The organism is Capnocytophaga catalasegens (assembly GCF_026005215.1).
GTDB classification, from domain to species: Bacteria; Bacteroidota; Bacteroidia; order Flavobacteriales; family Flavobacteriaceae; genus Capnocytophaga; species Capnocytophaga catalasegens.
The window spans coordinates 79072-102156 of the sequence record NZ_BPMA01000014.1; the positions used below are offsets into that span (position 1 = coordinate 79072).

General features: G+C 31.7%; 26 protein-coding genes and 1 pseudogene. 25 read left to right on the forward strand and 2 right to left on the reverse strand.

The features are described 5' to 3' along the window. Positions 1-60 precede the first annotated feature (60 nt). Entirely contained in the window at positions 61-1053 is a 993-nt protein-coding gene (capA, locus tag OO775_RS04005; protein ID WP_264845725.1) for a cysteate synthase, read from the reverse strand. A 602-nt stretch (positions 1054-1655) separates the two neighbouring features. On the opposite strand from capA, the gene lnt reads away from it, so the two are divergent. From lnt to speB, 18 genes and pseudogenes are all read left to right on the forward strand, one after another. Further along, positions 1656-3257: an apolipoprotein N-acyltransferase gene (lnt, locus tag OO775_RS04010; RefSeq protein WP_264845726.1), complete on the forward strand. Its 1602-nt coding sequence runs from the start codon at positions 1656-1658 to the stop codon at positions 3255-3257. A gap of 228 nt (positions 3258-3485) precedes the next feature. Further along, on the forward strand, positions 3486-3995 hold the full coding sequence (locus OO775_RS04015) for an IS1096 element passenger TnpR family protein (protein WP_264845727.1): 510 nt from the start codon (positions 3486-3488) through the stop codon (positions 3993-3995). Positions 3996-4012: 17 nt separating this feature from the next. Beyond that, entirely contained in the window at positions 4013-4759 is a 747-nt protein-coding gene (gene gpmA, locus OO775_RS04020) for a 2,3-diphosphoglycerate-dependent phosphoglycerate mutase (RefSeq protein ID WP_264845728.1), read from the forward strand. Positions 4760-4808: 49 nt separating this feature from the next. After that, positions 4809-5933, forward strand: coding sequence for a nucleoid-associated protein (locus OO775_RS04025; protein WP_264845729.1), 1125 nt, complete (start codon positions 4809-4811; stop codon positions 5931-5933). Positions 5934-5941: 8 nt separating this feature from the next. Beyond that, positions 5942-6898: an aminodeoxychorismate synthase component I gene (locus tag OO775_RS04030; RefSeq protein ID WP_264845730.1), complete on the forward strand. Its 957-nt coding sequence runs from the start codon at positions 5942-5944 to the stop codon at positions 6896-6898. Between the two features lie 101 nt (positions 6899-6999). After that, positions 7000-7500: an aminotransferase class IV gene (locus OO775_RS04035; protein WP_264845731.1), complete on the forward strand. Its 501-nt coding sequence runs from the start codon at positions 7000-7002 to the stop codon at positions 7498-7500. Between the two features lie 62 nt (positions 7501-7562). Beyond that, complete coding sequence (locus tag OO775_RS04040) at positions 7563-8354, forward strand: (Fe-S)-binding protein (protein ID WP_264845732.1); 792 nt, start codon at positions 7563-7565, stop codon at positions 8352-8354. 208 nt (positions 8355-8562) lie between these two features. After that, the gene (locus tag OO775_RS04045; RefSeq protein ID WP_264845733.1) at positions 8563-8829 is read left to right on the forward strand and encodes a hypothetical protein; all 267 of its coding nucleotides are present in this window, start codon (positions 8563-8565) and stop codon (positions 8827-8829) included. Between the two features lie 60 nt (positions 8830-8889). Then, positions 8890-9441: a hypothetical protein gene (locus OO775_RS04050; protein ID WP_264845734.1), complete on the forward strand. Its 552-nt coding sequence runs from the start codon at positions 8890-8892 to the stop codon at positions 9439-9441. Next, positions 9438-9821, forward strand: coding sequence for a hypothetical protein (locus tag OO775_RS04055; protein ID WP_264845735.1), 384 nt, complete (start codon positions 9438-9440; stop codon positions 9819-9821). Before OO775_RS04050 ends, OO775_RS04055 begins: the two co-directional genes overlap by 4 nt. Before the next feature lie 5 nt (positions 9822-9826). Beyond that, positions 9827-10033 carry a hypothetical protein gene (locus tag OO775_RS04060; RefSeq protein WP_264845736.1) on the forward strand — a complete coding sequence of 69 codons (207 nt, stop codon included), beginning with the start codon at positions 9827-9829 and terminating at the stop codon, positions 10031-10033. Positions 10034-10158: 125 nt separating this feature from the next. Next, positions 10159-10317 (forward strand): hypothetical protein, encoded by a 159-nt coding sequence (locus tag OO775_RS04065; RefSeq protein WP_264845737.1) that lies wholly within the window; start codon positions 10159-10161, stop codon positions 10315-10317. After that, positions 10317-10553: a hypothetical protein gene (locus OO775_RS04070; protein ID WP_264845738.1), complete on the forward strand. Its 237-nt coding sequence runs from the start codon at positions 10317-10319 to the stop codon at positions 10551-10553. Before OO775_RS04065 ends, OO775_RS04070 begins: the two co-directional genes overlap by 1 nt. Positions 10554-10611: 58 nt before the next feature. Further along, positions 10612-10791, forward strand: a pseudogene (locus tag OO775_RS14110) (YqhG/Tai3 family protein); the annotation flags it as partial. 58 nt (positions 10792-10849) lie between these two features. Continuing rightward, entirely contained in the window at positions 10850-11329 is a 480-nt protein-coding gene (locus OO775_RS04075) for an ABC transporter ATPase (protein ID WP_264845739.1), read from the forward strand. Between the two features lie 411 nt (positions 11330-11740). Continuing rightward, the gene (locus OO775_RS04080; RefSeq protein ID WP_264845740.1) at positions 11741-12988 is read left to right on the forward strand and encodes a type IX secretion system plug protein; all 1248 of its coding nucleotides are present in this window, start codon (positions 11741-11743) and stop codon (positions 12986-12988) included. A gap of 362 nt (positions 12989-13350) precedes the next feature. Further along, entirely contained in the window at positions 13351-14742 is a 1392-nt protein-coding gene (locus OO775_RS04085) for a type III PLP-dependent enzyme domain-containing protein (RefSeq protein ID WP_264845741.1), read from the forward strand. Between the two features lie 15 nt (positions 14743-14757). Continuing rightward, a complete protein-coding gene (gene speB / locus OO775_RS04090; RefSeq protein WP_264845742.1) occupies positions 14758-15612 on the forward strand; it encodes an agmatinase in 855 nt (284 codons plus the stop codon). 105 nt (positions 15613-15717) lie between these two features. On the opposite strand, the gene tgt is transcribed toward speB, so the two are convergent. Beyond that, on the reverse strand, positions 15718-16848 hold the full coding sequence (tgt, locus tag OO775_RS04095) for a tRNA guanosine(34) transglycosylase Tgt (RefSeq protein ID WP_264845743.1): 1131 nt from the start codon (positions 16846-16848) through the stop codon (positions 15718-15720). 51 nt (positions 16849-16899) lie between these two features. Between tgt and OO775_RS04100 the strand changes: the two genes are divergently transcribed. From OO775_RS04100 to OO775_RS04130, 7 genes are all read left to right on the forward strand, one after another. Next, positions 16900-18453: a lipopolysaccharide biosynthesis protein gene (locus OO775_RS04100; RefSeq protein ID WP_264845744.1), complete on the forward strand. Its 1554-nt coding sequence runs from the start codon at positions 16900-16902 to the stop codon at positions 18451-18453. A 52-nt stretch (positions 18454-18505) separates the two neighbouring features. Then, the gene (locus OO775_RS04105; protein WP_264845745.1) at positions 18506-19477 is read left to right on the forward strand and encodes a D-alanine--D-alanine ligase; all 972 of its coding nucleotides are present in this window, start codon (positions 18506-18508) and stop codon (positions 19475-19477) included. A 45-nt stretch (positions 19478-19522) separates the two neighbouring features. Next, positions 19523-19978, forward strand: a complete 456-nt coding sequence (gene coaD / locus OO775_RS04110; RefSeq protein WP_264845746.1) for a pantetheine-phosphate adenylyltransferase — start codon at positions 19523-19525, stop codon at positions 19976-19978. A 24-nt stretch (positions 19979-20002) separates the two neighbouring features. After that, on the forward strand, positions 20003-20716 hold the full coding sequence (locus OO775_RS04115) for an SAM-dependent methyltransferase (protein WP_264845747.1): 714 nt from the start codon (positions 20003-20005) through the stop codon (positions 20714-20716). Between the two features lie 71 nt (positions 20717-20787). After that, a complete protein-coding gene (gene ffh / locus OO775_RS04120) occupies positions 20788-22134 on the forward strand; it encodes a signal recognition particle protein (protein WP_264845748.1) in 1347 nt (448 codons plus the stop codon). A 9-nt stretch (positions 22135-22143) separates the two neighbouring features. Further along, positions 22144-22602 carry a DUF2750 domain-containing protein gene (locus OO775_RS04125; RefSeq protein ID WP_264845749.1) on the forward strand — a complete coding sequence of 153 codons (459 nt, stop codon included), beginning with the start codon at positions 22144-22146 and terminating at the stop codon, positions 22600-22602. A gap of 5 nt (positions 22603-22607) precedes the next feature. Next, positions 22608-23072, forward strand: a complete 465-nt coding sequence (locus OO775_RS04130) for a DUF2750 domain-containing protein (protein WP_264845750.1) — start codon at positions 22608-22610, stop codon at positions 23070-23072. Positions 23073-23085 lie beyond the last annotated feature (13 nt).

The following is a 23085-nucleotide window of genomic DNA, read 5'->3' on the forward strand; positions in this document are numbered from 1 at the left end:
ATAGTGTAACGATTCTAATACATTTATTATGTATGGTTATCGTTATTCAAGCTAATTTTTCTACAAAAAACCTTGTTGTTTCATCCATTCATCATTATAAATTTTGCTCATATATCGAGAGCCATGATCGGGAAATAGAATAACAACAACGCTATTGGAGTCAAAAGTACCTTTTTGAGCATATTTTTCAGTAGCGACAAAAGCAGAACCGCTGGTATATCCGCAGAAAATACCTGTTTGAGTGGTAATAGTGCGAGCAGCTAAGGCACTTTCTTTATCATTGACTTTGACAAATTGGTCAATAATATCAAAATCGGTAGCCGAAGGAATCATATTTTTCCCTAAGCCTTCAATTTGATACGAATGTAACTCGTTGGGGTCAAGCACACCTGTTTCATGATATTTTTTTATAACAGAGCCATCGGCATCAACACCTAACACTTTTACATTGGGGTTTTTACTTTTGAGATAGCGTCCAATTCCCGAAATAGTTCCACCGGTTCCACTACAAACCACTACGTGAGTTACTTCTCCGTTTGTTTGTTCCCAAATTTCTTTTCCGGTAGAGTGAAAATGAGCATCAATATTTTTCTCATTGAAATACTGATTGATATAGATAGAATTAGGGGTTTGATTGTGTAGACGTTCGGCTGTTTTGTAGTACGAACGTGGGTCGTCAGCAGGTACATTTGAAGGGCATACGTGAACTTCTGCTCCCATAGCTCTAAGCATATCTATTTTGTCTTTTGAAGATTTGTCGCTAATTGCCAAAATACAGCGATACCCTTTTATAGCACTTATCATTGCAAGGCTGAAACCGGTGTTTCCAGAAGTACTTTCAACAATTACGCCTCCTGGTTTGAGCGTTCCATTACGTTCAGCATCTTCTATTAAATAAAGAGCTATTCGATCCTTAGCCGAATGCCCTGGATTAAAAGCTTCTACCTTAGCTAAATAGTGCCCTGGTAAATCTTTCGTAATTTTTTCTAAAGAAATAAGCGGTGTATTACCGACTAATTCCAATACATTGTTGTAATAGTGTATATTTTTCATTATTGGGGACTTAATAAAACTCGGCAAATGTACAAATTTTTATCAATAATAAATCATTTTATGTAAAAAATTTATTGAATACTCAATATCTTTATGAATATCTAATTTTTGTAAAGGTAAAACTTGTCAAATATTTCTTTTATTGTATTTCTACTTATAATTATGTGCTTTCTGATTATTTGTATAAGCAAATTGCTTATATTTATGTGCTTTCTGCTTATTCGGATAAGTAAATTGCTTATATTTATGTGCTTTCTGCTTATTTGGATAAGTAAATTGCTTATAATTATGTGCTTTCTGCTTATTTGGATAAGTAAATTACTTATAATTATGTGCTTTCTGCTTATTTGGATAAGTAAATTGCTTATATCTACGTGCTTTCTGCTTATTTGGATAAGTAAATTGCTTATAATTGTTATGTAAATGTATCTTTATTTCTATCTAAAGACGCTTCAAATGTTATAAAAAAAGAACGTATTATGCATTATGAAGAATATTTGCTGCCCAATGCCCAAATTTGTATAGATTATCATTTTTTTCAATTTCTTTTTATTTATCATAAAATTTCGTAGCTTTGTCGGCTACTTATCCAATGTCTTTATATGAAAAACCTATATTTAGCTATTCTTTCAGGCGTATTGTTGGCTGTTTCGTGGCCTACGTATGGAGTGTCTTTGTGCATTTTTATTGCTTTTGTTCCGCTACTTTGGGCAGAGAAAAAAGTTCGTGAGCGTGGCGTGAAAACAAAACGAACTATTTTTATTGTATCGTATAGTACATTTGTTATTTGGAATGCAATAACCACTTGGTGGATTTGGTATTCAACACAAGTAGGTGCTTTATTTGCTATTTTGGTTAATAGTTTGCTAATGACAATTGTTTTTATGTTTTATCACATAATAGCCAAACGTGTCTCGGTTATACAATCGCTTATTTTTTTGCTTGCTATATGGATTTCTTTTGAAAAATTTCATTTATGGTGGGATATTTCTTGGCCTTGGTTGAACTTAGGAAATGTTTTTTCAGAAGATATCCTATGGATTCAATGGTATGAATATACAGGAACATTTGGCGGAACACTTTGGGTACTACTTGTCAATAGTATTGTGTATATCAGTTTATTACAATTTGAAAAAACTAAAAATCGAAAATTCGTAACCTTAGGTTTTGCCAAAGCAACCCTTGTTATAGCGATACCTATTAGTATATCTTTTTTTATGTATAAGAATTATACCAATCAAGGCAAACCTACACAAGTAATTGTTCTTCAACCCAATATAGACCCATATGCTGAGAAATATGAACTCTCTAATAATCAAGTAGCTGATTTGTTGATTGATTTGACCCAACAGAAAATAGATTCAGAAGTTGATTTTGTAATAACTCCCGAGACGGTTTTTGCACAGAATATTCCGTATAATTATTTGCCTTATTTACAAGAAATACAACAAATTCGCCATTTGATAGAAAAATATCCACAAGTAAATTTTGTTGGTGGTGTAGCGATGTATCAAATTATTACTGATAAGCGTAAAACTACTGCACAGAGTAATAAATTTCCTAATAAAAATGCTTGGTTCAATGATTATAATTCGGCTTTTTTGCTTAATAAAAATGATTCGATACCTTTGTATCACAAATCTAAATTGGTTGTTGGTGTAGAAAATCTTCCCTATCAAAATTTTATAAAACCAATTCTTGGCAATGTAATGATTGACCTTGGTGGTACAGTAGCACTGAAAACAACCCAACCCGAACCAAGTGTTTTTACAAGTAATAATAATCAATCTATGGCACCTATCATTTGTTACGAAACGGTTTATGGTCAATATGTTACCAACTATGTGCAAAAAGGAGCTCAATTTTTAGGAATTCTAACCAATGATGCTTGGTGGAGAAATACACAAGGACATAAACAATTACTCAGTTATACACGACTTCGTGCCATTGAAACGCGCAAAAGTGTAGCTCGAAGTGCCAATACCGGAATATCATGTTTTATTGACCAAAAAGGAGATTTCATCGGAAAAACATTGCCTTATGGTACTCAGGGAAGTTTAAAAGCAACTATTTTGCTCAATGACAAAATAACTTTCTATGTAAAATATGGAGATTATATAGCTCGTATGGCTATTTTTATTGCTGTGGGTATATTTTTAATTGCTTTTGCTAGAAAAAAAGAATATTTTTCTTTTAAAAATTAAACGATAAAATTATGAGAGATGTTATTTTAATTTTCATAGGATTATTTTTTGTATTATTGATTGTAATTTGGAACAATAAACGCAATAAAAAGAAATTTTATAATCGTAAATCACGAAATTTTCGAGAAAATTTTTATAAGAAAATAAAAGAAAAAGACATAGGAAAAAGATAATTTTTTATTTTTTTTCATTACCTTTGCCCTCAATTATCTCTAACAAAAAGTATTTATGATTTACAGATTTCGAGTAATTTTAGATGTGGAAACAGATGTTTTCCGTGATATTGAAATAGAAAGTGAAACTACTTTGGAAGATTTTCACAATGTTATCGTACAGGCTTTTGGCTTTGACGGAAATGAAATGGCATCGTTTTACAAAAGTGACGATAATTGGCATCAAGGTCAAGAATATAGCCTTTTTGAGATGAGTGAAGCTTCGCTTATGTCTGAAACTATTTTGCAGGAAGTAGTTAGCGAGCAAGAGCGTAATCTTTTGTATATTTATGATTTTTTCAATATGTGGATTTTTTTCGTTGAACTAATGGAAGTGGCTGATTATCAGTTGGGGGTCTCATATCCGAACGTACTTTCGTCACACGGATTTGTTCCCAACGAGGCTCCTGAAAAACAATTTGAAGCCGAAGATTTTGACGAATTTGAAAGTGAATTCAACGATTTTGAATTTGACCAAGATGAGTTTGACGAACTTTATGGTTATAACGAAGAAGAATATAATTAAATATAAAATATAATAGTATGAAAAAAATAGTTTTAATCCGACACGGAGAAAGTCAATGGAACAAAGAAAATAGATTTACAGGTTGGACTGATGTAGATTTAACCGATTTTGGAGTAGAAGAAGCCTCAAAAGCAGGAGAATTATTAAAAAATTCGGGATTTAGATTTGAAAAAGCCTTCACTTCATATCTAAAAAGAGCTAATAAAACACTGAATGTGATATTAGATAAAATGGATTTGGATTATATCCCTATCGAAAAATCATGGCGTTTAAATGAAAAACACTATGGTAGTTTGCAAGGATTAAACAAAAGTGAAACTACTCAAAAATATGGAGAAGAACAAGTGCTTATTTGGCGTAGAAGTTATGATATAGCCCCTTCTCCAATAGATAAAACAGATGTTCGGTCAGCTTTTAACGATATTCGGTATAATAATATTCCTAAAAAATATATTCCAGATACAGAATCTTTAAAAACTTGTATCGAACGTACTTTGCCTTATTGGCAAGAGATTATCTTCCCATCCTTAATGTTTCATAATCAAATAATAGTAGCTGCACACGGCAATTCTTTACGAGGTATTATAAAATATTTAAAAAATATCTCTGATACAGATATTGTATCACTTAATTTGCCAACAGCTGTTCCTTATGTTTTTGAATTTGATAATGATTTGAATTTTATCAAAGATTATTTCTTAGGAGACCCAGAAGAAATAAAAAAACTAATGGAATCGGTAGCTAATCAAGGAAAAAATAAATAACTCAAAAGCGATTTATTTGACACAAAAATTCAACAAATCAGAATAAAAAATGCTTAACTTATATAATACACATATTGAAAATCTTTCTATTCATCGGGTAGGAAATATGCAAAAAGGAGAAAATCTATTCCTCTCGCAACACCCTTACTCACTTAATGATGAAATTATCGGTATTCTCAAAGAATATTTCTTCAAACCTTTTCGAGAAAAAGAAGAAAATTATTTCCGATTTACACACGAGATGGATTTAGAATTCAATCCGTTATTTACCATTGCAGAAGAAGTTTTTGCTAATCCAAATACAATTCATACTCATTCTTTACGTATTGCTCAACATCTGTTTGAACAATCTAATCACCCACATATCAAATCTGGCGAATTGTATGTTACGTATCTGACCAACATCACATTAGATAATGAAATGGTTGATGCTATTGGAATTTTTAAATCAGAAATGAAGCACAATTTTTTACAATTTGAAGAAGACGAAAGCCAATTAGATATTATCATTCAAGAGGGTGTAAATATTCACAAATTGGACAAAGGTTGCCTGATTTTCAATACCAATAAAGATGACGGATACAAAGTTTTGTCAATTGATAGTAATCGATATGATACGAAATATTGGACAAATAATTTTCTAAATATTGATGCTCTGGTTGATGAAACTTTTTTTACAAAAAAATATTTGAAATTTTGTCAAGATTTTGCCAAAGAAGTAGTGCTCCCTGCCGAAGATAAACAGCAAGAAATTTTGTTTATGAATCGCGCTGTAAATCATTTTGCTAAAAATGACGAATTTCAAGAGACAAATTTCTTAAATGATGTATTGGGAGATAAAGTTTTCAAACGAGATTATATTCCCACTGAACAAGAAGAATTTGCTCCACAAAGTGCTGAAACAATTGATTTTGTATCCGAGTTTCGTAACTTCAAAGAACAAAAAGGAAAAAAATATAATATTGAAGATGTTTCCTCTTTTCCTATTGCTAACAAAGCGGTAAGTGATGCACGTAAGAAAATTAAAAATGTAATTGATTTGGATACAAATATTCAAATTCGTTTAGATTTTATCAATCCCGAATCCGCAGAAAAATTTGTTGAAAAAGGTTGGGACGAAGAGCGTCAAATGTATTATTATTTGGTGTATTTCAATCGAGAAGAAAAAAATTAAATTTTAAAATGAAAAACTGGGTAGAAGAATTAAATTATTATGGAATACTTAGAAAACCTTGTTTTTTTATTATTGATTTTCAAGGAAATATAGGAGAAGTTTATTCATTAGACAATATAGAAAGAAGCAATATTTTTTTTGATTTTTCAGGTAAAAATAATTCAAAAAATACAGTCTCTTTTCCTAAAATAGTTTCGCAACCAATTGATTTCAAAGATTTTTCCAAATCATTTGAAATCGTTATGAAATCTATCGAAAAAGGAACATCTCATTTAGTCAATTTAACTTTTGCAACACCTTTACAACCTATTGATTTGCAATTGGTTTATCAAGAATCGTATGCTAAGTATAAAGTTTTGTACAAAGACAAATGGGTGTGCTTTTCTCCTGAAACTTTCATTAAAATAAATGCTGATAATCAAGTATCTACATATCCTATGAAAGGTACAATTGATGCTACAAGACCTAATGCAGAACAAGAACTTTTGCAAAATCCAAAAGAAATAGAAGAACATCGTGATGTTGTTGAGTTACTTTGTCATGATTTAAGGTTAATATCTGATAATGTGAGAGTTATAAATTTTCGTTATACAGAAAGAATTAAACGAAAACGAGGAGATATTATACAAACCAGTTCTGAAATTTGTGGAAACTTACCTACCAATTGGCAAAATTCATTAGGAGATTTATTAAAGAAAATACTTCCTGCTGGGTCTATTTCAGGTGCTCCCAAGGCAGAAGCATTAGAAGTTATACATTTGGCGGAGAATTATCAACGTGGATTTTATACAGGAATAGCAGGAGTTTTTGATGGAAACACACTTGATACCTGCGTGCTTATTCGTTTTATAGAACGTATTGGAAATCAGTATTTTTACAAAAGTGGTGGAGGAATTACCTCACAAAGTAATGCACAAACAGAATACGATGAAATTCAGCAAAAAATATATATCCCAACTTGTTAAATTCAGTTATTGTGCGCTTTATCGAAAGTATAAAATTAAAAAATGGGAAAATTTATCATTTGTCATATCATCAGAAACGAGTTGAAAAGACATTTTTAACAATGTTTTCTAATTTTAATGTATTAAATTTGGAACACGAATTGCAAAAAATAGCCCTCCCTCCTATTGGATTGTATAAAATTCGTTTGGAATATGACCATACAAGCTATAAGATAGAAATTTTTCCTTATCAAATAAAAACAATAAGAACTATTCAAATTATACATTGTGATACAATTAGCTATCCTTTCAAATCAACTAATAGAGCTATTTTCTCTGAATTGAAAAATAGAAGTTTTGCTGATGAAATTATTATAATCAAAAATGGTTTAGTAACAGATACAAGTTTTTCTAATTTGGTATTTTATAAAGAAAATCAATGGTTTACGCCCAATAGTTTTTTACTAAATGGAACTTGTAGAAAAAGACTTCTGTTTGAAAGAAAAATACAGCAAAAACCTATAAAACAAACAGATATAAAATATTTTGAAAAAATAGGAATTATCAATGCAATGATTGATTTGGGAGAAGTTCAGATGGTTAATCCATTCATTTCTAACTGAAAAAAGATTTGTAATTTGAAAAATTAGTATATACTTGTATTAACGAATTATTTTTAGTTAAAATGCAAAAAATATATATCCCTACGATGGCAGAACTATTTGCCAAAGGAGAAAAACCTGAAATTCTTTTTTGGGTGGGGTGTGCAGGAAGTTTTGATGAACGGGCGAAACGAATAACACGTGCTTTTGCTACGCTTTTGCATCGTGCGGGCGTACGTTTTGCAGTATTGGGTACAGAAGAAGGTTGCACAGGAGACCCTGCTAAACGTGCAGGAAATGAATTTTTATTCCAAATGCAAGCTCTAACAAATATTCAAGTGCTTGATAATTATGAAGTTACAAAAATCGTAACTACCTGTCCGCATTGTTTTAACACCATTAAGAACGAATATCCTTCCTTGGGAGGAAATTATCAGGTACTCCACCATACGCAACTTTTGCAACAATTACTTGACGAAGGTCGCTTAAAGGTAGAAGGTGGATTTTTCAAAGGAAAACGAATTACATTTCATGACCCTTGTTATTTGGGCAGAGCCAATAATGAATATGAAGCACCTCGCTCTTTATTAGAAACCATTGAAGCTCAAGTACTTGAAATGAAAAAATGCAAAGCACATGCTATGTGTTGTGGCGCAGGTGGCGCACAAATGTTTAAAGAAGCGGAAGCAGGAAATAAAGAAATTAATATTGAACGCACCGAACAAGCGCTTGACATTCAACCAGATATTATTGCTACTGGGTGCCCTTTTTGCAACACCATGTTTTCTGATGGACTGAAATTCAAGCAAAAAACAACAATTCAGGTTAAAGATATTGCCGAAATTCTTGTAGAAAATAGTAAGTTAAATAATTAAAACTTTAAATGTATAAAACACGTGTTTTCCGTACGGCAAGCGGCATTGGAGGGGTAATGAGCAGGGTATGTGATAAAAATTCAATGAAGCGAAGCGGTTAAAAAATTTCTACTGTTTGATGTAATCAAATGAAGTAAAAAATTTTTGCTCGCTAATTTTAGATGATTTTGTATGTTTTTTTTAGATTTTTAATTTCAAAAATAATAATATGAAAACAATAATTTCTGTTTTAGGACGAGAAAGAACCTTACTTTCATTCAATGTTTCGCACCACAAAAATACAGCTTTTGATGGCAAGCCTTTGTCTTTTACTTTGGGAAGTGAAAAACTTCACATTAGTTTTGTTCAAGAGTTTGGTGATGAAGTTTTCTTAAATTGGATGCTTTTAAAAGATGAAAAAACACAAGAATGTGGATTTTACGAGCGAGGAAAAATTGTGATTTATGACAGCTCGGGATTGGATAAAAAAATATAACAATATGATTTTATTGCCAAACCGATTGCTTACGAAAGTGTTTTTCATCACGAAAAAGGTTTGATTATCAATATGACGCTTTCGGCTAACAAAATGTTGGTTTATAATGAAGCTTTTTTTATAAAACCGTACTATTATCCTGTGGAAAGAACCAAAGAAAAGAAGGAAAAGGGAGACACAAGCTCTATTTTGTATGTGACAAATTTAAAAGCCGATAAAGCCGAAGCGCAACCCAATGAAAAAGTAACTTTTACAGTAACCAAATACAGCCAAGAAAAAGTTAGCGAAAACAACAAAAAACGCATACAATGGTCAATAAAAATTGATGACAAACAAGAAGTTTTAAAAGAAAAAGGCGAGAAACTCACACTCACCATTAAAGAAGAATGGGCAGGAAAAGAAATTATCGTAATGCCTTATTTGGTAAAACCCAATGAAGAAAAAGTGAGTAAGAAGGTGAAGGTGAATATTTTTAATTATGGAAGAGCTATGATGTTTATATTAACAGATGAACTTTTACCTTCTGGAAAACTTGTTAGAAAAGTAGTTGTTCCTCCGTCAAAAAAATATTTGACTTTATTAGAAGTAATCAATTTGAAATTTTTGGTATGAAGGCAACAGATCCATTGTCAAATCTTACGATAGGAGAACACGCTTTTGGCATAAAACCAAGTCCATACTTATCGGCTAGCACTCTTCCAAAAGGAGCTCCTAATATTATGGGGCAATCTCAATATATTGATATAGCAAAGGCAAAAGCTGCTGGCTGCAAAATATACACAACAGCAGAAATAATTTTGGATTTAAGAAGAATGCAAAATGAAGCACCTTCCTTAAATGCAAAAACAAATTTAGAAAAGTTAATAAAAACTATATCAAGTGTTGAACAAGAAGTTTTAATAAAAGGAGATATTCCTCCAGAAGCTATAAAATCTTCTAATGCAATGAAAATAACAAAAGGATTGAGAGTTTTAAATGTAATAGGAATTTAATATCAGTGTATGAAGTAGAACAAGCTGTTGAAAAATCTATAAAAAAAGAGAGAATTAAACCAATTGCAGCTGAAACTATTAGACAAGTAGGAGGTTGGGGAGGAGCAATTGCAGGAGCAAAGATAGGGGCTGTCGGAGGGGCTTTTTTAGGAATAGAAACAGGTCCAGGGGCAATCATTTTTGGTATAGGAGGATACTTAGGAGTTGGGTAGCTGATTATATAGATGAGAACTAAAAATATATTTATTATGCTGAATATTTTTAAAAAAATGTTTGAATATCATTTTTTTTTGCCAAGTGAGTTTTCTTTTTTAAAAAATGATTTAACTACGAAGGTATGGGTGGAGCTCATGCAGAAGGTATTGTACAAGGATTATTGAAACAAGGAATAGAGATTGATAGAGTTTTACATTTTTCTCCGGCAGACAATAAAGATTTCAAAATAACTTTACCTGACAAGACATATCAGATAATATATTGCCAGATATTGTTTTGATGTATAAAAATTTTGATGATGTTATGGGAACTTTACCTGAAAAAATATGGAATGATATTAGAGATATTTTTTCAGAAAAAGAAAAATTAGAAAAAAATGCATATCAAATAAATGGTCTCAAAAATGAACATTTTAAACTAAAAATTTCTAATGAAACAATAATGGATAATCATTATATACAAAATCAGTTCGAATTTTTCGGAGATAGAGCAAAAAAATTAAACAAAAATATTTAACAAAAAAGTTGATTTTAAAACTAAAAAATGATGTTAGTATGGAGAATTAGATTGGGATCCTCTCATAAATGCACAAGATGCTTCTTCTGAGTGGTTAAAAACCTTGAAAATCAAAAAAGTAGATGATACACATTATATTGTTCACTATTTAGATAAATTTACTAATAAACTTATTGCTATTAACTTAACCATTACAAAAGAAAATCAATCTTATAAAATAGATAATGTAGAATATTAAAATATAAAATATAATTATTTTACTTAGAAAAAAATATATTATTTAAAATAAAAAAATTATGTATGTAGATTTTGACCAACTTTCCGAGACTTCCCGTGTATGGATATTCCAAGCGAATCGCAGTTTTACCGAAGAAGAACTTGCTGAAATAGAAGGTTTTATGAAAGAATATATAAATAATTGGACTTCACATGGAACGTCTTTAAGAGCCTCTTTTGAGCTTCGATACAAACGTTTTCTGATTGTAGCTGCCGATGAGAACCAGCATTTGGGTGGTTGTTCCATTGATGATATGGTTCGCATAATTCAAGAATTAGAGAAAAAATATCAAGTAGATTTGCTTGACAAAATGAATGTTTCTTTCAAACAAGGCGAATTTATCGCCTATAAACCTTTGAACGAATTTAAAAAAATGGTTCAACAGAAATCTGTTTCGGCAAAAACGATTGTTTTCAATAATTTGGTTACTAATATTTACGAATATCGTAACGATTGGGAAGTTCCACTTGAAGATAGTTGGCATAGTCGATTTTTATAAAAATAAAATTATGAAAATGGATTTTTTTTTGGCAATTTTATGTACCTGTATTAACTTGTTAATTGGCAATAGTACTGTTTTCATCTTATTACCAGAATTAAGTCTTTATTTTTTAGCGAATAATCTAATTATTATTTTACTATATAGTTATATTTTTTATAAAATCATCATAAATCCCAAAAAAATATACTATTTTAAAATTGATTTTATGGGCAATATTTTTGTCTCTGATAGGCAATGCTTATTGTTTGTTGTTTTATAGCAGGAATAGTTAATGAAAATCAGTTAGAATTTCTTGAAGGGATTGTTCTTTTTCCATTTGCCTTTGTAGTAATGAGTTTTGTATGGATACCATTGGCAATAATTAATTTTATATGTATGGCATGTATCAATAAAAATAAGTTATAAATTATGAAAAAATTGTTTTTATATTTGAATTTGATTATAGCATTTATGGTTATTCAAAATGTATTTTCGCAAGAAAAAATAGAACCTGATTATATCAAATCAATTATTTTTCGTTCTTTGGAAAACGATATGCAATTCCCTATTGTTCAGCTAGGTGAGTCGTTTCGATTATCTTTCGATGATTTGCGTGCCGAAGAAAATGATTATTATTATGTAATAACTCATTGTGATTACGATTGGAAACCTTCTCAACTTATAAAAAGTGAATATCTTAGTGGAATGGATGACATGCGTATTACAAATTTTACTAATTCGTATGCTACTTTACAACCTTACACACATTATGAACTTACATTGCCCAATTCTGACACGGGTTTTCTTCTGACAGGAAATTATATTTTAACTATAACCGACACTGAGCAAAAGCCTGTTTTCACCCGCCGATTTGTTGTATATTCTAATACAGCTTTGGTACAAATGACTATAAAACAAAATCGAGATTTAAAATTTGTTGAAGAAAAACAAGTTGTACAATTCAAACTTAGTTCTAAGTCATTACAATTTGAAAATCCTCAAATCAATATTAAAGTTGCTATTTTACAAAATTTTAATTGGAATAATATGATTACCAATGTAGCTCCACAATATGTTTTGGGTAACGAATTGGTATATAAATATGATAAAGAAACAGCTTTTTGGGGAGGGAATGAATATTTTTATTTCGAAAATAAAGATATAAGATTGGCAACCACAGGAGTTTATCACGTTGAACAAACCAATAATATGTATCATTCAGTGCTTTATACTGCGCCTTATAGACGATACAAAACATACACTTATAATCCTGATATTGATGGAGATTTTCGTATATTGACCACACAAGGAAACCCAACTATTGAAGCAGAATATTCGCAAGTATATTTTAGTGTAGAGGCTTATAATCAATGGCTTACAGATGAAGTGTATGTATACGGAGGTTTTTCAGAAAATAGATTGACAGATGCCTATCGTCTGCATTATAATTCGGATAAAAATATTTTTGAAGGGAAAGTGTATCTAAAACAAGGATTTTATAATTACAAATTTGCTTTGAAATCAAAAGGAAAAGTTGATTATAACGCTTTTTCAGGAAATCATTATCAGACCGAAAATAACTATACGATATTGGTATATTATCGTCCAACAGGTGCTTTGTACGATAGAGTCATTGGAGTTGGTAGCCTCAATAGTACACAAGTTACACGTCAATAATCAAAAAATATTTTTAAACTAAATGAAATCTATTTGTTTTTTCAAAAAAATAAGTATCTTTGCCCAATTATTCTTGTATAAGAATATACTTATTAAATATATTGTATTTTGTTGATTATCAGTAATATATGAATATGCCTCTTAGTAAAATATTCTATTTCACTACAATTCATTTTAAGGTAAAATATTTATTTGGTCAAGTCTCTTTGTTGCTTTTGACCGAAAAAAACATTTTTGATATTCCACAAAAAAGTTTTTCTTACCTTCGTATTTGAGATGTATTTTTTCTAAAAAATCCTTATAAATCAAAGGATTATCGCTTTATTTTTAAATTAAAAATTAAATAGAAAAAATATATCAATATGAAAAATAAATACATTGACTTAATTGACCAGACTTATTACTTTCCGCAAGATGAATTCAGATTGGAAGGAGATGAACTTCGTTTTCACAACATCGACTTGATGGAACTTGTTCGTACATATGGTGCTCCTTTGAAATTTATGTATCTACCACGAATTTCAGAAAATATCCAACGGGCAAAACGCTGGTTTGAAAAAGCTATCAAAAAACACAAATACAAAGGTGAATACAATTATTGTTATTGTACCAAAAGTTCTCATTTTAAGCATGTTATGGTTGAGGCTTTGAAAAATGATATTCACTTAGAAACCTCTTCGGCCTTTGATATTAACATTATCAACAATTTGATAAAAGAAGGCAAAATGACCAAGGACAATTATATTATTTGCAATGGTTTTAAACGCGATGCTTATATTGATGGTATAGCCGATTTAATCAATCGCGGATTTGACAAATGCATGCCTATCATTGACAATTACGAAGAAATTCACCTTTTAGATCAAAAAATTGAAAAAGATTATAGCATCGGTATTCGTATTGCTTCGGAAGAAGACCCACGTTCCGAATTCTATACCAGCCGATTGGGCATCGGGTATAAAAATATTGTTCCATTCTATAACAAAGAAATAAAAGATAATAAAAAAGTAACGCTTAAAATGTTACATTTTTTTATCAATACAGGGATAAAAGACAATGCTTATTATTGGAATGAACTTTTGAAATGTTTGAAAGTATATATTCAACTCAAAAAGGCAGCACCTGAGTTAGATAGTCTGAATATTGGTGGAGGCTTTCCTATCAAGCATTCGCTGGCATTTGACTATGATTATGCTTATATGGTTGATGAGATTATTCGCCAGATAAAAATTACGTGCGACCAAGAAAAAGTACCTGTTCCCAATATTTTTACAGAATTTGGAAGTTTTACTGTGGGCGAAGCAGGTGGAGCTATTTATGAAATAATGTATCAAAAACAACAAAACGACCGCGAAAAGTGGAATATGATTAACTCTTCCTTTATCACTACCCTACCCGATTCGTGGGCTATTAACAAGCGTTTTGTATTACTCCCTATCAATCGTTGGTACGACGAATATGAGCGAGTACTCTTGGGCGGACTTACATGTGATGGCGATGATTACTATAACAGCGAACAGAATCTTAATGCGATTTATTTACCTAAGTATAACAAAAACAAACCTTTATATATAGGTTTCTTCAATACAGGAGCTTATCAAGATACTATAGGAGGTGTAGGCGGATTGCAACATTGTCTGATTCCGCAACCCAAAATAGTACTTATTGACAAAGATAAAAATGATAATATAGTTTCTCATCTTTTTATGGAACAACAAAAAGCTGATGAAATGTTGAAAATTTTAGGATATTAAAATTCTTTTAGACAAATGAAGAGAACATATGCAGGAATTCCTGAAGAAAATGCCACTTTTGAAAACTCGAAAGTAACGCTAATTACGGTGCCTTATGATGGTACTTCTACTTGGGGGAAAGGAGCTGATAAAGGACCTGAATTATTTTTAAATGCTTCGGAAAATATGGAACTGTATGATATTGAAACCGATTCAGAGCCTTACTTACACGGAGTTTATTTAGCTGGTGTAATTTCTGAGAATTCTTCTCCAGAGGCAATGACCGAAGCCGTTTATCAAAAAACGAAAGAATTATTGGAATACAACAAATTATTTACTCTTTTTGGTGGTGAACATTCGGTTTCTATTGGTTCAATTCGAGCTGTGGGCGAAAAATATGATAAATTAACCATCTTACAATTAGATGCCCATACCGATTTGCGCCCAGAGTTTCACGGGTCGGCTTGTAATCACGCTTGTGCTGTTTTTGAAGCTAATCAAAAACACAATTTAGTACAAGTAGGTATTCGTTCAATGGACATTGAAGAAAAACAATATCTCCCAGAAGGGCAATGTTTTTTTGCACATCAGATTGCTCAAAATCCAAATTGGATTGATGATGTTTTAGCAAAAGTATCTGATAATGTGTATATTACGATTGATTTAGATGCCTTTGACCCTGCTTTTGCTCCTTCAACAGGCACACCAGAACCAGGTGGACTACAATGGTATCCAACTTTGGAACTTTTGCGAAAAGTTTTTGAAAAATGTAATGTTGTTGCGTTTGATATTGTAGAGCTAATGGATTCTGCCAATCCAAAACCTACAGCTTTTTTAGCAGCCAAACTATATTACAAAATGTTAGCTTATTATTTTACGGCTAAAAAATAATATTACATTTTAAAATAAAAATAAGGCAAAACTTTATAGTTTTGCCTTTAATTTTTTAGTAGAAATATATTATATTAAACATTTAATAATCAGTATATTAAAAATTTACAAGCGTGTACTCATCTGTCGTACCATTTGCTCTTTCCACACACTGAAATCACCTGCTAAAATATGTTTTCGTGCCTCACGAACTAACCACAAATAAAATCCTAAATTGTGAATCGAAGCTATCTGTTTGCCTAAAAATTCATTAGCTGCAAACAAATGTCGCAAGTAAGCTTTGGTGTAATACGTATCCACATAGGTGTGATTATCAGGGTCGATGGGTGAAAAATCATCTTCCCATTTTTTATTTTTGATATTGATAATTCCTTGCGAAGTAAATAGCATTCCGTTACGAGCGTTTCGCGTAGGCATCACACAATCAAACATATCCACTCCCAAAGCGATATTTTCCAAAATATTTACAGGTGTACCGACCCCCATCAGATAACGAGGTTTGTCTGTCGGGAGAATATCACAAACCACTTCGGTCATAGCGTACATTTCTTCAGCTGGTTCGCCTACGGATAGCCCACCAATGGCATTTCCATCGGCTCCTTTACTGGCGATATATTCAGCGGATTCTTTGCGTAAATCTTTATAAACAGACCCTTGCACAATCGGGAATAAACTTTGTGAGTAGCCATACATCGGAGGAACTTTTTCCAAATGCGAAATACAGCGGTCAAGCCAACGGTGTGTCATCTGCATAGATTTTTTAGCATATTGATAATCACACGGATAAGGTGTGCATTCATCAAATGCCATCATAATATCAGCCCCAATGCTACGCTGTATTTCCATTACATTTTCGGGTGTAAATACGTGATACGAACCGTCAATATGGCTTTTGAATTTGACGCCTTCTTCCTTTATTTTACGGGTTGCAGAAAGGGAATACACTTGGTAACCGCCGCTATCGGTCAAGATATTTCTGTCCCAATTCATAAACTTGTGCAAACCTCCTGCTTTTTCCAAAATAGCCGTTTGCGGACGTAAATACAAATGATATGTATTGCCCAAAATAATATCGGGATTGATGTCTTCTTTGAGTTCACGCTGATGCACCCCTTTGACAGAGGCTACCGTACCTACGGGCATAAAAATAGGTGTTTCAATCACGCCGTGGTCTGTAGTGATTTTCCCTGCTCGGGCTTTGGTTGCTATATCTGTATATAATAATTCAAATTGCATTCTGTTTTTTTGAATGCAAAAATACAAATTATTTAGAAAAACCCAGTATCTTTGTCGCAAATTTTAGAAATGGGTATTGTACTTCGACAATCAATGAAAAATATGTTTGTAACCTATCTCGGTTTTATAATCGGGGCAGTGAATGTATTGTTTTTATTTACTTCATTTCTAAGCGATAAACAATATGGACTTGTTAGTTATGTACTTTCAGTAAGCACGATTTTAACTCCTATTCTGACTTTTGGAGTACATACTACTTTTATTAAATATTATTGGTCATATTCCATTGGTAAAGAACAAAATAAGTTTGTTACCTTTATGTTGATATTACCATTATTTATGATACTAATAGCAGGACTAATAACCTTGTTATTATATCAACATATATATGAATTTATATCAAAAAAAAATGAAATTGTAGGTTATTATATTTGGACTATATTTGGATTATCAGCCATAATGGCATATTTTGAAGTTTTTTATGCTTGGGTACGCGTTCAATTTAAAACGGTAGAAGGTAATTTTCTTAAAGAAGTTTTTCCTCGTGTTTTTACTACTTTGTTATTAGTACTGGTACATATCAATTGGATAAATTTTGAACAATTTATACAGGCGTTGTGTGGAGTGTATTTGCTACGAACACTACTTATGATTTTGATTTCTTTTCAAATAAAAAAGCCTACTATATTATTGAAAATACCAACTAATTATCAATCGCTTATTTGGTACGGACTTTTTCTTATTTTAGCTGGGTCGGTAGCTACATTTTTTATTGATATTGACAAATTTATGCTTAATCAGTATTTACCATTGTCTCAAATAGCCATTTATACAGTAGCTGTTTTTATAGCAACAGTAATTTCTGTTCCCAATAGAGCTGTATATCAGCTTGTTAGTCCAATGATAGCCCAACTATTAAACCAAAATAAAAATCAAGAATTGCGTTTGTTTTATAAGAAAACGACCGATAATGTATATTTTGTAGGAAGTATTATTTTCCTTTTGATAGTTCTCAATGCACAAGATATATATACACTTATTCCTTCTACCAATTATGCTCAAGGAATCGAGGTTTTGTGGCTTATTTCGGTAGTGAAACTTTTGGATACACTCACGGGTACTTCCAATGCTGTTTTGCTCAATGCTTCGTACTATCGAATTGTACTTTACTTAGGAATAGCATTGGTTGCTCTAATGATTATTTTTAACATAATTTTTATTCCAAAATGGGGAATTGTGGGTGCAGCCATAGCTACTTTTATCGCTTTTTTGTTGTACAATTTGCTCAAAATTTATTTTGTATATCGCAATAATCAGTTGCAACCATTCTCTTATGAAGTGGGCAAAATTACATTATTTTTATTATTACTATTAGGGATTTTTTCTGTTATTCCGATGCCTTTTTCTTCGGTTTATAATTTGATTTTCAGAAGTTCTATAATCGTTTTATTATCAGTAGTTTGTGGTATTTATTTTCATTTTTCAGCTGAAATTATTAGTACTACTTTATCTATTTTAATATTTTTGTACCGAAAATCTAATGGATTTTTAAAAAATATATTGTATTGGTGTATTAACCGAATAAAACGCTTACAAGTAGAATAAAATAATAATTACTCAACAAATTTTTATACATTTGCACTTAAAATAATATAAAATGACAAAGAAAATAGCAGTTCTTATGGGCGGATATTCCGATGAAGCCGAAATATCTTACAAAAGTGGCGCAGTTGTAATAGAAAGTTTAGACAAATCAATTTATACGCCTTATCCTATTCATATAACACGTGAAAAATGGGTGTATATAGATGAGCAAAATCAGCAATTTCCCATTGACAAAAATGATTTTTCGCTACATATAAATCACGAAAAAATCACTTTTGATTGTGCTTTTAATGCCATTCACGGCACACCAGGCGAAGACGGATATCTACAAGCGTATTTTAGCTTGATAGGTGTGCCACTTACAGGGTGTAGTATGTATGCTTCGGCATTGACCTTTAACAAACGTGATATGCTTTCGGTACTGAAACCTTACGATATACGCTCTGCAACAGCCTATTATTTGAATAAAGGTGATAATTTTTCAACTGAAAAAATTATTGAAAAAGTTGGCTTACCTTGTTTTGTCAAAGCGAATAAGTCTGGTAGTAGTTTTGGTGTTTATAAAGTATATGATACTGAAAATCTGGTAGTTGCTATACAAAAAGCCTTTGAAGTTGATAACGAAATTCTTATCGAATCGTTCTTAAAAGGAATCGAAGTTTCGGTGGGAGTGATTACTTACAAAGGAGAAATAAAAGTTTTGCCTATTACCGAAATAGTTTCGGAAAATGATTTTTTTGATTATCAAGCTAAGTATTTAGGCCAATCCAAAGAAATAACTCCGGCGCGAATTTCTGCTGAAATGACGCAAAAAATCAGTAATTTAGCTCGGAAAATTTACAAAATATTACAAATGAAAGGTTTCAGCCGGAGTGAGTTTATCATTGTCGATAACGAGCCTTATTTACTCGAAATGAATACAACTCCGGGACTTTCCAAAGCAAGTATTTTGCCTCAACAAGCAGCTCAAGCGGGTATTTCTCTTTCGGAACTTTTTGCCAATGCAATCGAAGAGGTTTTGTAACAAATGATTTTTTTAAGAAATTTATAATTTTGATAGTAAATAATAATGAAAAAAGCAGTTTTTCCTGGTTCTTTTGACCCAATTACCTTAGGACATTATGACATTATTCGCCGTGCAGTTCATCTTTTTGATGAAATTATTGTAGCTATTGGCGAGAATACTGATAAACAATATATGTTTTCTGCCGAAGTTAGAAAGCGATTTATTGAAGAGGCTTTCGAAGATGAAAAAAAAATAAAAGTGGTTATATATCAAGGACTTACAGTTGATTTTTGCAAAGAAGTAAATGCACAATTTATTTTGCGGGGTTTGCGAAATCCTGCCGATTTTGAATTTGAAAAAGCCATTGCTCACGTCAATCGTGATTTGAGCGGTATTGAAACTATTTTTTTACTTACAGCGGTCAAAACTTCTCATATTTCTTCGTCCATTGTACGCGATGTTATTCGCCATTGTGGTGATTACAAAGTACTTGTTCCTAAGAGTGTACGTGTTATTTGAGAACATTGTCAAAAGAAATAAAAAATGAAGATAACTTTTGGAACTTTGTATTTAATTCCGACTACTTTGGGAACAACCCAAATTCCTGATGTACTTCCGCAGAAAGTCCGAGAAATTATCATGATTTGTAATCATTTTATTGTTGAAAACGAAAAAACAGCAAGGCATTTCATCAAAAAAATCTGCCCTGAAAAAATGCAATCTCAACTTCAATTATTTCTACTAAACAAACACACTTCTGTACAAGAATTTGCTACTTTTCTGCAACCTTGTTTAGAGGGATTTTCAATGGGAATTATCTCTGAGGTTGGTTGCCCTGCCATTGCTGACCCTGGTGCCGATATAGTCGCTTTGGCACATCAAAAACATATCAAAGTAGAACCATTGGTTGGACCTTCTTCTATCATTTTAGCACTAATGGCAAGTGGATTGAATGGTCAAAATTTTGCTTTCAATGGATACTTACCCATTGATAAAAATGAACGAAAAATGGTCTTGAAAAAATTGGAACAAAAAGCCAGAGGCGAAAATCAAGCACAGTTGTTTATTGAAACACCTTATCGAAATGACAAATTGTTGCAAGATATGCTTCATTTTCTCCCGAACGAAATGAAAATTTGTGTAGCTACCGATATTACACTTCCTACTGAATTTATTAAAACTCAAAAAATTTCAGAATGGAAAAATGAAAAAATAGAGTTGCACAAACGCCCAACTATTTTTATTATTGGCTATTGAAATATTTTATAGATTTTTACTTTTTTCATAAAATTTTGTATTTTTGCCTTTTTAAAGAAAATTGATTGATTATGTTTGATAATTTAAGTGATAAATTAGATAGAGCCTTACATATACTGAAAGGACATGGACAAATTACTGAAATTAACGTTGCTGAAACGCTCAAAGAAGTACGTAGAGCCTTACTTGATGCCGATGTTAATTACAAAATAGCCAAAGACTTTACAAACAAAGTTAAAGAAAAAGCACTTGGACAAAACGTACTTACTACCTTGCAACCTGGGCAACTAATGGTCAAAATCGTAAAAGACGAATTGACCGAACTTATGGGAGGAGATGCTGCAGGCGTAAATCTTAGCGGAACGCCGTCTGTGATACTAATGTCAGGGCTTCAAGGTTCAGGGAAAACAACTTTTTCAGGAAAATTGGCTAATTTTCTGAAAAATAAAAAGAATAAAAAACCGCTTTTGGTTGCTTGTGATGTATATCGACCTGCCGCAATAGACCAATTACATATCGTAGGAGAGCAAATTGGTATTGATGTTTTTTCTGATAAAGGAAATAATAATCCTGTAGATATCGCTCAAAAAGCTGTTCAATACGCCAAAGACAAAGGATTTAATGTCGTTATTGTCGATACGGCAGGGCGCTTGGCTGTCGATGAGCAAATGATGAATGAAATAGCGAATATTCACAAAGCGATTAAACCACAAGAAACCCTTTTTGTTGTTGATGCGATGACAGGACAAGATGCGGTAAATACTGCCAAAGCGTTTAACGATGTACTTAATTTTGACGGAGTTATCCTTACCAAATTGGACGGAGATACACGCGGTGGAGCGGCAATATCTATCAAGTCGGTAGTGAATAAACCGATTAAGTTTGTTGGTACGGGCGAAAAAATGGATGCCATCGATGTATTTTATCCAGCACGTATGGCTGACCGTATTTTGGGAATGGGCGATGTAGTTTCGCTTGTAGAACGCGCACAAGAACAATTTGATGAAGAACAAGCACGAAAACTTCAAAAGAAAATTGCCAAAAATCAATTTGGTTTTGATGATTTCTTAGCTCAAATTCAACAAATAAAACGAATGGGAAGTATGAAAGACCTTTTGGGTATGCTTCCTGGCGTAGGTAAAACGATCAAAGATATTGATATTGATGACAATGCTTTCAAACATATCGAAGCAATTATTCATTCAATGACACCTACTGAAAGAACCAATCCTGCAATTATAAATACATCAAGAAAACAACGTATTGCTAAAGGAAGTGGAAGAGATATTAACGAAGTAAATCAATTGTTAAAACAATTCTCACAAATGAGCAAAATGATGAAAATGATGCAAGGAAGTGGAGGCAAAAAAATGATGCAAATGATGAAGGGTATGCAAGGAGGAATGCCTCGAGCCTAAATTATTCGAATGACTGATAAACTAAACAACACACCCGATATTTACAATCTATTTATAGAAAAAGTAGTTGATAATCAGATAATTTATACTTTGTTAGATACAGAAGAAATAGCTATGTGTCAGTCAAGTTATTTCCAAGTAGATAAATTTCAAGTACCTGTATTTTTATTTTGGTCAGACCAATCAAAAGCTGATGCTTGTCGAAATAACGAATGGAAAACATTTCAAGTTGAAGCTATTCCCTTGGGAGAGTTTATGGAAATTTGGTGCTTTGGTTTATTGATTGATAATGCTATCGTTGGGCTCGATTTTGATACACAACTTATAGGATTTGAAGAAAAACCCATCGTATTAGTTTTTGATTTATTAGAAAAAATAAAAGAAAAAAATAAATCGATTTCTTTTAAAAAATTTAATTCTGTACAAGATTTTGATAAATACTTAAATTCACTAATTTTTGAAGATTAAAAATAATGTTACAAAACACTCAAATTTTACTTGATAGATATCATTCTTTTGTAAAAAAAGTAGTAGAAACCGAAATAATTTATACATTAGAAGATAATCAATCTGTGGCAGTATGTCCCTCCAATAAATACGAATTAGACGAGGAACCCGTTGCTGTATTGGTATATTGGTCTGAAAAAGCCAAAGCATTGGCTTGTCAGAGAGACGAGTGGGCTGAATTTGTACCCAAAGCGATTCCTTTGACTGAGTTTATGGAATTATGGTGTTTAGGTATGTATGATGATGAAGTTGTTACTGGAATTGAATTTGATGCTCAACTCTTCGGACATGAAGAACTTCCTTTACAACTTTTGAAAGATTTGATACACGAGGTCAAAGAACAAAAGAAAAAATTGATTTTTAAACAATTTCGTTCTTTACAAGATTTTGAAATGTATCTAGATGACTTAGAAGAAGAAGATTATTTGTAAAATAAAAAAAATG